This window comes from Streptomyces sp. NPDC093097 (assembly GCF_044754325.1).
GTDB lineage: Bacteria > Actinomycetota > Actinomycetes > Streptomycetales > Streptomycetaceae > Streptomyces.
Map to the genome: position 1 here is coordinate 191,528 of NZ_JBIVOW010000013.1, position 12,850 is coordinate 204,377.

The following is a 12,850-nucleotide window of genomic DNA, read 5'->3' on the forward strand; positions in this document are numbered from 1 at the left end:
CCCCATCCGGTACAGCCAAAACCCCATTGAACTCCCCCTGGAGCCTTGGCTCCTGGAGGGGTCGCCGGTCCCCGGCTGCGAGGAATGCGCGACGCGGGCCGAGAAACGGGACCGGGGGAGGAACGCCGGCGACTGGAAGACCGCTTGCGCCGCAGCGCGCGGCATTCGGAACCACCGCCGTGGGCACCAGGAAACGGTGTGGATGAACGGCGCATAAGACTCCCGCCCCGGCGGCGGAAACCTGGACAGTCGAGCAGCCGGGGCGGGTGACCCAACCGCAGAAACCTGCGGACCTTCGGGCCGTGCCTTCGACGGTACGGCGGCACGGCCCCTCGTGAAAGAGGAGGTTGAGAGATGAGCGCAGTAGAGGTCGACACGATCGAGAAGCGCCTGCGTGACGCTGAAGGGTGGCCCGGCATCCCGTTCCGGCACCCGGCGGACCTGGTGGTCGTCGCCGAGGACGACGGTGGGAAGCACGACGGCGGGCCCATGCCGCCAGAGGCACCCCGCGATCCCGCGCCGCAGCCCAGCGACGGAGACCAGAAGTAGGCGCTGACGGCCGGGGCCACGGCTCCCGACCAATGACCGTTCGGATGCCTGATGGCCCCCGGATTGCGGCCGTCGGTTCGCCATCGCTGTGCGAGGTCGTGACCGCGCCCCGGTCGTGTCCCCAACAGGGGGCGTACCGGGGGCGGTTGTCGGCAACGGCCTGGGGGCGTGTGCCTGGGCTACATCTGCGTGGCGCAGGGGTCGCAGCAGGAGCGGGCCGGTTCGACGCAGACGGCGACGGTGTCGGTGTTGTTGGTGGGGTCGGGGTCCTTTTCGTTGCCGGTGGCCGTCGCGGTGTTGGTGACCATGCCGGCCTTGGTGGCCTTGGCCCGCAGGACGAGGGTGGCGGTGGCGCCTTCGGCCAGGTCGCCCACGGTCCATGTCCCGGTGGCCGGGTCGTAGCTTCCGGAGGTGGCGTCGGCGGACAGGAAGGCGAGGCCGTCGGGGAGTTGGTCGGTGACGGTGACGCCGGTGGCGTCGTTCGGGCCGGCGTTGTGCACGGCGACGCGGTAGGTGACGGTCTGGCCGACGGTGACGGTGGTCGCGTCGGCCGACTTCGTCGCGACCAGGTCGGCGGCCGGTTTGACGTCTGTGATCTGCTCGTTGGAGGTGGACGTCAGGGGCTCCGGCGTGCCGCTGAGCCGGTTCTCGTAGGTGGCGGTTGCGGTGTTGCTGATCTGTTTGCCGCCGCTGGCCCGGTCGATGGTGACCCGGTATTCCACCGTGGTCCCCGCCGGCAGGGTCTCGGTGCTGGGGAGGCTGCCGCCGCCCGCGGCAGTGGCGCCGTTGCCGAGGTTGAAGACGACCTTGTTCGCCCCGGCGTCGTAGTACGCCTGGTCGTCGCCCTGCGCGTCGGTCTTCGCTCCGGCGTTGGGGCCGTCGACGATGTGCAGGGAGCCGGGCAGATACGTCGTGCCTGCCGGGATGGCGTCGGTGAGGACAAGGTTGTCGGCAGCGCCGCCGCCCTCGTTCTGGGCGGTGATGCGGTAGGTGACGGCGTCGCCCACGTCCAACGGCCCCGCGGGGACAGCGGTCTTGGTGAGCACCACGTAGGGAGCGGTGCCGAAGAAGATGCCGTCCAGGAAGTTGCCGATGCTGCGGTTGCCGCCGGCCGCGGAGACGGAGCGGAAGGCGAAGCGCGTCAGTGTCTGGCCCGCCGGGACGATGTAGGTGCCGGTGTAGTAGCCCCAGGCGGTGTTGCCGTCGGTCATCCGCCGCTGCTCCACCGTGGCGCCGGGCGCGCCGATGTCCAGCGCCATGGTGTCGCTGCCGAGGCGGCCGCGGTGGTACAGGCGCCAGTACAGTTTCGTTCCGGGCGTGGTCGGCAGATCCTGGTAGAGGGTGGAGACCTGGTTGGCGTTGAGCTCGGCGAACTGGACGCCGTCGGCTGACGGAACACCGTTGAAGCCCGTCTGCCACAGTTCGATCATGTGGTCGGAGGCGGTGGTGAGCCAGCCCGGGACGCGTTTGGGTGCCTGTGTCTGTGAGGAGTCCGGCAGGATCTCCACGCCGGTGACGGTGGGTTGTTCGAAGCTGCCGTTGACCAGGGAAACTCGGAGCGGAGCGGGAGGTGTGGTCATGGTTGTCCCCCTCGAACGTGACGCCGCTGGAATGCGCCGCCGATCGGCCGGCCACTGCGTGCCGCGGCGGAGCCGAAACACCCAGCAGCACAACGCATTCGCGTGAACGCGTAAAGCGACGGACGATGGGGACCGGCCAACCGTGCGCGGCAGGATTGCGGAACCCGCCCTTCGGACAGCTCGCGCCCGCGTCGTCCCCCGTGCCGCCGTCGGCGCGGCGCTCCCTTCACACGCGTCTCGCGTCTGTCTCCCGCCCACGCCTGTCGTGGCCGAAAACCTTCGTTGTACGTCCTGCCGTCGTGTTGCTCAGGGTGAATCGCTCACCAACGAGGTTGACGCCCCTGGCACCGTGGGTGAGAGCGAAATAATGGAAGGCCAGGGCGGAACGCCGGGTCCGTGGCGCCATACGACGTCGGTCTCGGTGCAAGCGCCGTCGCCCTCGCAGGAGGGAGGAAGCTCATGCTGACGCACACCAGGACGCCCGCGGGCATCGACGTGGTGGAGACGACCGGCACGGTCTGATCGCGACTCTGAGGCTTACGTCGGCGCTGCGCGCTTCGGTACCTGAACTGCCGTAGTGTCACTTCTCGGTCAGACGGCCTTGGAGCCGGACGTGCCGGAACTGGTACACGGCGCCGACCTGGCGCAGTACGCCTCTGCGGTGGGCTTCCTTGAGGAAAGCGGCCGGGTTTCTGGGTAGGTGGCCGGTGAGCGGCAGCCAGATACGGGCCAGGATCACCCAGTGGCCCCAAGCGGTCAAGCTGAAGGCGTAGGCGAGGCCGATGCCCAGACCGCCCGTGACGACGAACACGAGCCAGTCCAAGTAGTCCCCCCGGAGGCCGTAGAAGATCCCTCCCACCAGGCCGAAGATCAGCGTGTTCACGAGCAACTGGTGGGCCACTGCCTTGCGGTCGGTCTTCAGCAGGGCGGAGGGGCTGACGGCGGATGTGACGGGGACCGGGCGGGCGAGGGCGCCGGCCAGGCCGTACGTGAGCCCGAGAATGAGGCCGTAGCCGAGGCCGCTCTCGATCCCGGTCTTGAGTGAGTCCGTCAGCAGGGCCGTGAATCCGCCCGGGACTCCGCCTGCGAGGCCGAACACGAGCGTGACCGCGAACCAGAAGACGAGCCCGCCTCCGAACCCGCCCGCGAACCCGATCGCCAGTCGGGGCGCGAGCCGTCGTCGGAACTCCCGTATGGCGTCCGCGAACCGCAGGGGTTCGTCCGACGGCTCGTCCGCTCCACCCGCGTACGCGAACCCCAGGATCAGTCCGCAGACGAGGGCGCCCACGGCACCGTGCCCACCATCGAGTCAGGGCAGCGAATGCCGGCTGGTAGAAGGTGGAGGCCATGGCGAGTCCGGCGAGCAGCCATCCCACCGTGAAGACGGCGATGTTGGGGGCGGCGGCCACGATCAGGAGGCTGAGCGTGCCGAGGATCGAGCCAGTCGTCATCACGGTGCGCGGCCCGCGGTGGTCGATGATGCGACCGACGCGTATCCCGACCACGGCGGAGACCAGCAGCGCTGCGGAGAAGGCGGCCGTGGTCGTACCTGTCGACCATCCCGTTTCAGCGGTGATCTGCGGGTTCAAGACCGGGAAGGCGTAGTAGACGACGCCCCAGCTGGTGATCTGCGTGACGCACAGTGCGGGCAGGACGGCACGGGGCCGCGGCCGGTTCCCAGCTCCGGTCGCGGCCCCGGCGTTGCGGGTGACGGCGTCGGTCATCCGCAGCAGCCGCCGCTGGCCGGCTGCGTGGTGTCTGCGGCTTGTTCGGCTGCCGGGGTGCTGCCGATCTGGACGGGCGCGGGCGTGGTTGCGCAGCAGCCCCCACCGTTCTGGTCGGCCTCGGGGGCGTCGAAGAGGCCGGCGCCGCCGCAGACTCCGGTTTCGGGGAGGGTGAGCTCGACCTTGTCGGCGGCTTCGAGGTCGCCGGCGATTGCGGCGGCGACGGAGCGGACCTGCTCGTAGCCGGTCATGGCGAGGAAGGTCGGGGCGCGGCCGTAGGACTTCATGCCGACCAGGTAGACGCCCTGTTCGGGGTGGGCGAGTTCGCGGTGGCCGTGCGGGTAGACGGTGCCGCAGGAGTGCTGGTTGGGGTCGATCAGCGACGCAAGTGCGGCCGGGGCCTGGAGACGTTCGTCCAAGTGCAGACGGATCTCGGAGAGGAAGGACAAGTCGGGGCGGAAACCGGTCAGCACGATCACCTCGTCGACCGGCTCCAGCCGTCGGCCGTCTTCGGCGACGAGGACCAGGCGGCCGTCACCGTCGCGTTCGATCGCATCGGCGCGGAAGCCGGTGACCGCGTCCGCGTGTCCGTCGTCGACGGCGGCCTTCGCGGCGAGGCCGAGGGCGCCTCGGGCGGGGAGCTGGTCGGCGGTGCCGCCGCCGAAGGTGGAGCCGGAGATACCGCGACGCAGAATCCACACCGCCTTCGTGCCGGCACCGTCGTCGGCCTTGGCCAGATCGGCGAGGTAGGCGAGCGCGGTGAAGGCGGAGGCACCGGAGCCGATGACTGCGGTGCGCTTGCCTGCGTAACGGGCCCGTACGGACTGGTCCTTGAGGTCGGGGACGCGGTAGGTGACGCGGTCGGCCGCCGCGCGCTCGCCGAGGGCGGGCAGACCGCTGCCGCCGGCCGGGCTGGGCGTGGTCCAGGTGCCGGAGGCGTCGATCACCGCGCGGGCGAAGAGGCGCTCTTCACGGCCGTCGGCGTAGGCGACGTGGACGACGAAGGGCTGGGCCTCCCGGTCGGCGTCCACGATCCGGTCGCGGCCGACGCGGGAAACGCCGGTCACCCGGGCACCGGTGCGGACCCGGTCGTCAAGGACGTCGGCGAGCGGCTGGAGATACTGCTCGACCCAGTCCCCGCCCGAGGGGTAGATCGCCGGGTCGGGCCTGGTCCAGCCGGTCGGCGCGAGCAGCTTCTCCGCAGCGGGATCGGTGACCTCGCTCCAGGTGGAGAACAGAAGCAGGTGCGACCACTCCCGCACCGCCGCACCGGCAGCCGGACCGGCCTCCAGCACCAATGGCTCGATGCCGCGGTCGAGCAGGTTGGCGGCAGCGGCCAGACCAACGGGCCCGGCACCGATCACAACGACGGGCAGCTCGGCGGTGGGGGGCACGTTCACGGCGACTCCTTGCGTGTTTTGACATCTGTCGATGGGTTGCACTGTCAGCATCACAGCCATTTCGACGCTCGTCAACATAGACGCATATCAAATCAAGGGGTCGATGGAACACGTCGACGCGGCGGCGATCGACGGCAGGCAGTTGGGCCGGCCGCCGGGTACGCCCCGTCGCGACAGGGGGCGGCGAGCAGCCCTCGCCGCCCTGGTTCGACTTATGTCAACATAGACACATGTCGAACACCAAGGCGTTGCCGCTGATCGAGCCCGAGATCGCCGATGCCGTGACGCCATGCTGCCCGCCCCTCACCGAGCGGCCGTTCACCGTGGAGGAGGCCGAGACGGCCGCGCGGATGTTCAAGGCGTTGGGCGACCCGGTGCGGGTGCGCCTGTTCTCTGCCGTGGCTTCCCACGAGGACGGCGAGGCGTGCGTATGCGACATCTCCGACGTCGGCGTCTCCCAGCCGACCGTCTCCCACCACTTGAAGAAGCTCAAAGAGGCCGGGCTGCTGACCTCCGAGCGGCGCGGCACCTGGGTGTACTACCGGGTTGAGCCGTCAGTCCTGGCGGCCATGGGCAAGCTGCTGGGCCTGTCGACCGCCGGCTGAAAGCCTTTCCTGCAACAGTGCGCCCCGCTCGTCTGCCAGAGCAGCGCGCCAAGTTGCAACGTGGCACGGCGGGTTGGCCCGTCGCGGACCGTTTCAGTCGTGGGGAACGACGACGACCGGGCACGGTGCATGGTGTGCCGCGGCATAGGCGACATTGCCCAACCGGGGTGCCAGGGCATGACGGTGCCTGCGTCGTCCGATCATGAGCAGGTCGGCGGCCGACGCCGCGTCCACGACGGTCCGGGCGGGGCTCTCCAGCTGTACGTCCTCGACCACCCGCACCCCGGTGAACTTTTTGCGCCACGGGCGCAGTGCGTCGCCCAGTTCCTTCTGGGCGTCCGCCGTGACCTTCTCAAGGGCCTGCGGAGCCATGGCCCACGGCACATAGGCGGCGGCCGGCAGGCTTCGTCCATGGACGGCGCGCAGGGGCACCTCGCGCGAGGCGGCGGTTGTGAAGGCGAACTCCAGCAGGTCCTCGCACGGCCCGTGCAGGCTGACCCCCACCACCACTTCCGCTGTACGGGGTGCGGCATCCGGGGAGGGTCCGGTGTCGGCGCGCACCAGGGCGACCGGGCATGCGGCCTGGGCGACGACGTCCATGCTGGTGTCGCCCAGGAAGAAGCTGGCGGCGTGGGAGAGGCCGCGTGATCCGAGCACCAGGAGTCGGACCTGCTGGGCGGCGTTGAGCAGGGCGCTTGTGGCGTCCGACGCGACCAGGTCCTCGACGATGCGGAGGTCGGGGTGGTGCTCGCGGAGTTCGGTGTGTGCGTTGTGCACGATCAGCTTCGCCCAGTAGTTCTGATCTGTTTCGGGGGGTGTCCCGACTGCCTCGGGGGCGAGCATGGGCCAGGCATGCAGCAGGTGCAGCGTCGCCTTGCGGCGGTCGGCCTCCTCGGCGGCCCAGTGGGCGGCGGCCAGGCTCTCGTCCGAACCGTCGAGGCCCACCGTGACGACGTGTTCCATGGCCGTTGCCTCCCTCTTTCCGCGCGTCGGAGTGGGCCGGGCGTTTCCTTCCCGTCCCCTGCCTGTCTCTTCTCTTTCCGTCTCTTCCAGCGTGCCGTTGCCGTGGGACCGGCGCGACAGGGGCGATGACCCCATGTGAACGGTCCCGGTCTGCGTGTGTGGGGGGGGGCGGGCTCTGCGGTCTCCCAACTGGTCGGCCGTGTCTGCCGCGTGAGGGCCGGAGCTGTCGGCGCTTGAGGCGCTCGTGGTGGCTGCCTGAGCGGGTGGACGACGTGGGCGCCGGGCGACGGCCCGTCCAGCACTGGCGGGCGGCCGAAGACCGTGCTGGTCTGGAGGCCATACGGCCGTTGTGCCGAGACACGGGCTCGACGCCGGGGTCGCCGCGGGGGTGCCCCTGGCAGGACCGGAGGCTGCCGTGCGGAGTGCCGGGGACCGGGGAGGGGATCAGGCGCCGGGAGGCGCGGCTGCCTGGCCTCTGCTCGATCCGCTGTTGCTGATCGCGACGACGGCCGCGCTGGTCGCCGGTGGGGTCGGGTGGCTGGTCGGTCACCGGGAGTTCGCGGATGCCTGCTGGGCGGGTGGCACGGTGGTCGCGCTCGTTCCGGCCGTGGTCTGGGTCGTCGGGGCGCTGCGGAAGGGCCGGTTGGGGGTCGACCTGATCGCGGTGCTGGCGCTTGCCGGGACGCTGCTGGTGGGCGAGTACCTCGCCGGGGCGCTGGTCGGCGTGATGTTGGCGACCGGGCGGACGCTGGAGGCCGCTGCGGGGCGTCGGGCCTCGCGTGATCTGCGGGCCCTGCTGGAGCGTGCGCCGCGTTCGGCGCGGCGCCGTCGTGGCGAGGAGATCGTCTCGGTGTCCTTGGACGCGGTCGCGGTGGGCGATGTGCTCGTGATCGGGCCCGGTGAGGTGGTGCCGGTCGACGGAACGGTCAGGGCGGGCACGGCGGTTCTGGACGAGTCGGCGCTCACCGGGGAAGCGGCGCACGTGGCGCGGGATGCGGGCGACGAGGTGCGCAGTGGTGTGGTGAACGCCGGCGGGGCCTTCGATGTGACGGCGACGGCGACCGCGCGGGACAGCACCTATGCGGAGATCGTTCGGCTGGCCCGGGAGGCGGGTGCCGAGAAGGCGCCGGCGGTGCGTCTCGCCGAGCGGTACGCCGCGTGGTTTCTGCCGCTGGCGCTGGGGCTGGCGGGGGTGGCGTGGGCGATGAGCGGGGATCCGGTGCGGGCGGTGGCCGTGCTGGTGGTGGCGACCCCGTGCCCGCTGCTGCTGGCCGTGCCGGTGGCCGTGGTCTCCGGGATGTCGCGGGCGGCGCGTCGGGGTGTGGTGGTGCGGGACGGCCGGGCGCTGGAGAACCTGGGGCGGGCCCGCACCTTGGTGATCGACAAGACCGGGACGCTCACGGCGGGCCGGCCGCGGGTACTGGAGGTGACCGCCGCTCCTGGTGGCCTCTCCCCCACCGATGTGCTGCGGCTGGCGGCCTCCCTCGATCAGGTCTCGGTGCACATCCTGGCCGAGGCGATCACCCGGGAGGCGCGCCATCGCGGCCTGGACCTGTCGCTGCCCGGCGAGGTGACCGAGGAGCCCGGACGCGGTCCCACCGGCACCGTCGACGGGCGTCGGGTCTCCGTCGGGAAGGCGGACCTGCCCTCGGGGCAACTGCCCGGCTGGGCCCGGACCGTGGACAACCGCGCGCTTCTCGACGGGGCCACGGTGGTCTGGGTCACCGTCGACGGCACACTCACCGGTGCCCTTCTACTGCACGATCCCCTCCGCCGGGACGCTCCGCACACCGTCCGGCGGTTGCGGAGGGCGGGGTTGCGCAGGCTGCTGCTGCTCACCGGGGACCGTCCGGAACCGGCCCGCCAGGTCGGGATGGTCCTGGGGCTGGACGAGGTCGCCGCCGGGCAGCTGCCTGCCGACAAGGTCCGGGCCGTGCGGGAGGAGAGCGGTCGTGCCGTCACCGTGATGGCCGGTGACGGCATCAACGACGCTCCGGCCCTGGCAGCCGCCGACGTCGGTGTCGCCATGGGGGCGCGCGGCGCCACCTCCGCGTCCGCGGCGGCCGACATCGTGCTCACCACCGACCGGGTCGCCCGGCTCGCCGATGCGATGGATCTCGCCGTGCGGGCCCGGCGGATCGCGGTGCAGAGTGCGGCCGGGGGGATGGCGTTGTCGCTGGTGGCGATGGCCGCGGCGCTGCTGGGGTGGTTGCCGCCGGCTGCCGGTGCGTTGTTGCAGGAGGGCATCGACGTGGTTGCCATCCTCAACGCCCTGCGGGTGCTGCTGCCGGCCCCCGGAACGGGCGGGCCGCCCCTCGAACCGGAGGCCGAGCGGCTCATCGAGCGTTTCGCCGCCGAACACGAGGATCTGCGCGGCGTCGTGGACGCCATCCGCGACGCGGCGCATCTGCTCTCCTCCGATGCCGGTCCGGATGCCCTGGATGCCGTGCACCGTGTCGACCGGCTGCTCACCGAGGAGTTGCTGCCGCATGAGTTCGCCGAGGAGCACCAGCTCTATCCCGCGCTCAACGAGCGGCTCGGTGGTCCGGACGCAACGGAGACGATGAGTCGTGCGCACACCGAGATCGAGCGGCTCGCCGGTCGCATCGCCACGCATCTGACCCTCGCCGACGCTGCGGGGGCCCTGCTGCCGGAGCAACTCGACGATCTTCGGGCGTCGTTGTACGGGCTGCACACCGTGCTGCGGCTCCACTTCAGTCAGGAGGAGGAGAGTTACTTCTCGCTCTCCCCCTGAGGTCCGTCCTCGTGCGGTGCGTCGGTGGCCGGAGGGGCGGGTGGCCGAACTTCCCGGTGTCCGACCCTGGTTGGTGCCCTGGTGCTCATGGCGTGATCGTCAGGACCTCGTCGACCGGGCGGCGCGGTGTGCTCGGCCCGTGGGGGCCGTAGCCCAGGCGCAGGATCATCTGGACGTGGCCGGTGCCCACGAGGGGGTCGCGCAGCAGCCAGCGCAGGTCGGGCCATTCCAGTGCCTGGGTGGCGAAGGAGCTGGCGAGTCCGTGGCGGGTGGCGAGGAGCAGGATGCGTTCGAGTGCCTGGCCGGCGCGGAGCCAGTCGATCGGGCCGTCGTGGCTGGTGCTCAGGGAGGCCAGTTGGGGCTGTTCCTCGAAGTCGGCGTAGGTGCGTCCGGGGACCGGGTGCCGGCCGGCGAAGTCCCGTGTCGGGGCGGCGCCGCGGCGTTTGAGGGGGCCGAAGGCGTTCTCCGGGATGCCCTCGGTGGCTGTGGCGGAGGTGTCGTGGGTCCACTTGCGTTGTTCGGCCGCGCGGCCGTCGTCCATGCGGTTGTAGTCCTCGGCGTGCAGGAGGAGGTCGAGCACCGTTTCGCGGTGCGGGGTGGTCAGGAACGCCAGTCGGGCCCCTTCGCTGGCCGCGGCCGCGACGAGGGCGATGCGGAGGGTGTTCGGGATCTGTCGCTCGGAGAAGGGCCGGCGGCTGGTGTGCCGGTCGGGGATCGCGTCGGAGAGTTCGGCCAGGCCCGTCTCCAGGGGTTCGGGCGGCACGTCGAGCCGTACGGAGGCCAGGAGCGTGGGGGTGTGGGGGTCCGGTAGCAGCGTGGTGACGGTGTGGTGGCCGGCGTGCGCCGCGGCGGCGCGGAGGTTCAGCAGGGCGGCGCCGCAGCCGAGGTGGAGTGCGCGGGTGGTGGGGTCGGCCAGGGGCATCGCGCGGTCGAGGTCGGCGAAGAGATGCAGGGTGCGCGTCGCCCGGGAGTACGCGAAGCGCCACGGCTGGGCGTTGTGCATCGAGGGCGCGGTGGTGGCGTCGGCCACCAGCGAGGCGACGGCCGTGTCGTCGAGAGTGGGGTGGCTGAGCACCGGGGGCCTCCCGGGCGTATCGGACCGTGCGCGATGAGGGCACGGGCGGTGGGTTCGGCAGGGTCCCCTACAGCGTCGCGGGGCGCCGCCGTCGGTGTCAGGGGCCATAGGGCCCTGGCACCGATGCCGGTCGGCCCGCGGGGGACGGCTGGCTGCCTGAATGGGGCCGAGTGGCTCATGTCGCATCGTACGCCGGTCCGTCCACGCTGGAGGGGCGGCCGCGGCGCGGGCAGCCGCGGTGGAAGGAGCCGGTGCGGGAGCACCGCACGGCAGGTGGGCTGATGACGAGGATGTGTACGTGATGACCGACGACCGGGCATCCGGATTCGGCGCCGGGCCGGGGCGGCCGGGCAGCGATCTGGGGCGGCGTATCGCGCTGCGCCGGCAGCAGCTGGGGCTGACCCGGGAGGAGGTCGCGGCGCGGGCCGCCGCGTCGCCCGGCTATCTGCAGTACGTCGAGGAGCACGCGGCCGAACCGAGCATCGGGTTTCTGCTGCGCCTGGCCGGTGCGCTCCACACCACGGTCGCGGAGTTGACCGGTGGTACCGCCGACCTCCCGGCGGGCTTCGGCCGGGCCGGTGCCCGTCCCGAGGTGCTCACGCTCGGACTGGCCGAATGCCGGGAGTTGCTCTCCACGCACGGCGTGGGCAGGGTGGCCGTCACCGTCGACGGCGCTCCCGCGGTCTTCCCCGTCAACTACTCCGTCGTCGACGAGGTGATCGTCTACCGCACCCGGGCGGGCTCCGGTCCGGCCGCGGCTGCCGGGCACGAGGCCGCGCTGGAGGTGGACCACCTCGACGAGGCGTTCAGCCAGGGCTGGAGCGTGCTGGCCGTGGGGCCGGCCGAGGCGGTCACCGGCTTCCACGAAGCCCGTACGTACGAGGAGCAGGCGTACTCGGCTCCTTGGGTGGGCAGTGGGCGGCATCAGTGGATCACCATCCGGCCGACCCGTCTCAGCGGCCGGCGCCTCCGCATTCCCGGGGCGCCGATGCGGACGGCCGGAGGCGCCAGGCGCCGTTCGCACGCGTGAGGCCCGGCCGCGGCGGCCCGCGACGTGTCCGTCTCCGTGTTGTCACTTTGGGTGAAATCCCGTGCGGCGGGGGCGAAGGCGCGTTCCGTCCGGTCCCTCCCCCATGGGCCGGACGGCCCCTGATCCGGTCGACTCGCCCCATGGCCCGCTGCCGGCGTCCGTGCCACGTTCGGCACAGGGCACCGGTGCGCAGGAGGCGCGGACGGTGCAGGCGCACAGCGGCGATCAGGTCGCGGTCGCGGCTCCGGCACACCTTCGACGCCTCAACTGCCCTTCGGAAGCTCTCCGATCGGGCACTCCCAAGCGGGCGGAGGCATGACATGGACGGCACGGTTCTCGTGGGGCTGGACGGTACCGGGAACAGTGTGCCTGCGGTGCGTTGGGGCGCCGAGGAGGCCGCGGTCCGGCAGCTGCCCCTGCACCTGCTGCACTCGTGGGTCTCCCAGCCCTGGGCGGCCGCCTTGGCGTGGCAGGAGGCCGATCGGCGCGTCTTCGGTACCGCGCTGCTGGACCGGGCCGAGGCCGCGGTCGTGGCGCTGCACCCGGAGGTACCGGTGACCGCGGAGCAGGTCGCCGAGCAGGCCTCGGACGCCCTGGTGGAGCGCAGCCGGGCGGCCGCGCTGATGGTGCTCGGATTGCGCGGCCACGACCGGGTCGCGGGTTTCCTGTTGGGTTCGGTGAGTCTGCGGGTCCTGGGGCGCGCCGCGTGCCCGGTGGTCACCGTCCGCGAGGACGAGACGTCCGTCGGTCCGGGGCCCGAAGTCGTCGTCGGGGTGCGGGAGATGGGGGCCGTGCGCGATGCCGTACTGGACTACGCCTTCGCGACGGCCATGGTCCACGGTGCGGGCCTGCACGCTGTGCATGCCTGGCCACTCGCCGACCACGAACCGGACGACTCGGACCGCGCGGCGGACGAACGGCAACTGCTCTCCGCGGCTCTGGCCCCGTGGCGCAAGAAGTTCCCCGACGTCCCCGTGATCGAGCAGGTGGCCGGCGGCCGGCCGGTACCGGTGCTGCTGGAGGCCTCCTCGCAGGCGGGGCTGCTGGTCATCGGGCGCCAACCGGATCGCACGCCGATGCCTCTGGGGCCGGCGGTGCTGGCCGTGCTGCACCACTCGCGGTGTCCGGTCGCGGTCGTTCCCTGGGCTTGAGGCGTGGCGCCGCAGGCG

General features: G+C 71.8%; 10 protein-coding genes and 1 pseudogene. 5 read left to right on the forward strand and 6 right to left on the reverse strand.

All coding sequences use genetic code 11. From position 1 onward, the window contains the following. The first annotated feature begins 354 nt into the window (after window positions 1-354). Window positions 355-549, forward strand: coding sequence for a hypothetical protein (locus tag ACIQE0_RS23020; protein ID WP_366329419.1), 195 nt, complete (start codon window positions 355-357; stop codon window positions 547-549). A gap of 179 nt (window positions 550-728) precedes the next feature. On the opposite strand, the gene ACIQE0_RS23025 is transcribed toward ACIQE0_RS23020, so the two are convergent. From ACIQE0_RS23025 to ACIQE0_RS23040, 4 genes and pseudogenes are all read right to left on the reverse strand, one after another. After that, window positions 729-2,129 carry an isopeptide-forming domain-containing fimbrial protein gene (locus ACIQE0_RS23025; RefSeq protein WP_402335199.1) on the reverse strand — a complete coding sequence of 467 codons (1,401 nt, stop codon included), beginning with the start codon at window positions 2,127-2,129 and terminating at the stop codon, window positions 729-731. Window positions 2,130-2,709: 580 nt separating this feature from the next. Continuing rightward, entirely contained in the window at window positions 2,710-3,417 is a 708-nt protein-coding gene (locus tag ACIQE0_RS23030; protein WP_402335202.1) for a hypothetical protein, read from the reverse strand. Between the two features lie 7 nt (window positions 3,418-3,424). Next, a pseudogene (locus ACIQE0_RS23035) lies at window positions 3,425-3,853 on the reverse strand (MFS transporter); the annotation flags it as partial. Next, window positions 3,850-5,253, reverse strand: coding sequence for an NAD(P)-binding domain-containing protein (locus tag ACIQE0_RS23040; RefSeq protein ID WP_402335205.1), 1,404 nt, complete (start codon window positions 5,251-5,253; stop codon window positions 3,850-3,852). The gene ACIQE0_RS23040 and the pseudogene ACIQE0_RS23035, both read right to left, overlap by 4 nt. A 230-nt stretch (window positions 5,254-5,483) precedes the next feature. Here ACIQE0_RS23040 and ACIQE0_RS23045 point away from each other — a divergent pair, with 230 nt between their 5' ends. Further along, window positions 5,484-5,858 (forward strand): ArsR/SmtB family transcription factor, encoded by a 375-nt coding sequence (locus tag ACIQE0_RS23045; RefSeq protein WP_402335208.1) that lies wholly within the window; start codon window positions 5,484-5,486, stop codon window positions 5,856-5,858. Window positions 5,859-5,951: 93 nt separating this feature from the next. Here the strand turns inward: ACIQE0_RS23045 and ACIQE0_RS23050 are convergent, their stop codons facing one another. Next, window positions 5,952-6,821 carry a universal stress protein gene (locus tag ACIQE0_RS23050; protein ID WP_402335211.1) on the reverse strand — a complete coding sequence of 290 codons (870 nt, stop codon included), beginning with the start codon at window positions 6,819-6,821 and terminating at the stop codon, window positions 5,952-5,954. 490 nt (window positions 6,822-7,311) lie between these two features. Here ACIQE0_RS23050 and ACIQE0_RS23055 point away from each other — a divergent pair, with 490 nt between their 5' ends. Further along, window positions 7,312-9,576 (forward strand): heavy metal translocating P-type ATPase, encoded by a 2,265-nt coding sequence (locus ACIQE0_RS23055; protein ID WP_402335214.1) that lies wholly within the window; start codon window positions 7,312-7,314, stop codon window positions 9,574-9,576. Window positions 9,577-9,661: 85 nt separating this feature from the next. Here the strand turns inward: ACIQE0_RS23055 and ACIQE0_RS23060 are convergent, their stop codons facing one another. Next, window positions 9,662-10,651: an Acg family FMN-binding oxidoreductase gene (locus tag ACIQE0_RS23060; protein ID WP_402335217.1), complete on the reverse strand. Its 990-nt coding sequence runs from the start codon at window positions 10,649-10,651 to the stop codon at window positions 9,662-9,664. Window positions 10,652-10,952: 301 nt separating this feature from the next. Here ACIQE0_RS23060 and ACIQE0_RS23065 point away from each other — a divergent pair, with 301 nt between their 5' ends. Then, complete coding sequence (locus ACIQE0_RS23065) at window positions 10,953-11,681, forward strand: helix-turn-helix domain-containing protein (RefSeq protein WP_402335219.1); 729 nt, start codon at window positions 10,953-10,955, stop codon at window positions 11,679-11,681. 320 nt (window positions 11,682-12,001) lie between these two features. Then, entirely contained in the window at window positions 12,002-12,832 is an 831-nt protein-coding gene (locus ACIQE0_RS23070; RefSeq protein ID WP_366329397.1) for a universal stress protein, read from the forward strand. Window positions 12,833-12,850: the final 18 nt, after the last annotated feature.

Excerpts from the sequence above, each read along its gene's own strand:
- ACIQE0_RS23045 (WP_402335208.1), top strand. The coding sequence starts at position 5,484 with ATGTCGAACACCAAGGCGTTGCCGCTGATCGAGCCCGAGATCGCCGAT.
- ACIQE0_RS23050 (WP_402335211.1), bottom strand. The coding sequence starts at position 6,821 with ATGGAACACGTCGTCACGGTGGGCCTCGACGGTTCGGACGAGAGCCTG.
- ACIQE0_RS23025 (WP_402335199.1), bottom strand. The coding sequence starts at position 2,129 with ATGACCACACCTCCCGCTCCGCTCCGAGTTTCCCTGGTCAACGGCAGC.
- ACIQE0_RS23020 (WP_366329419.1), top strand. The coding sequence starts at position 355 with ATGAGCGCAGTAGAGGTCGACACGATCGAGAAGCGCCTGCGTGACGCT.
- ACIQE0_RS23065 (WP_402335219.1), top strand. The coding sequence starts at position 10,953 with ATGACCGACGACCGGGCATCCGGATTCGGCGCCGGGCCGGGGCGGCCG.
- ACIQE0_RS23070 (WP_366329397.1), top strand. The coding sequence starts at position 12,002 with ATGGACGGCACGGTTCTCGTGGGGCTGGACGGTACCGGGAACAGTGTG.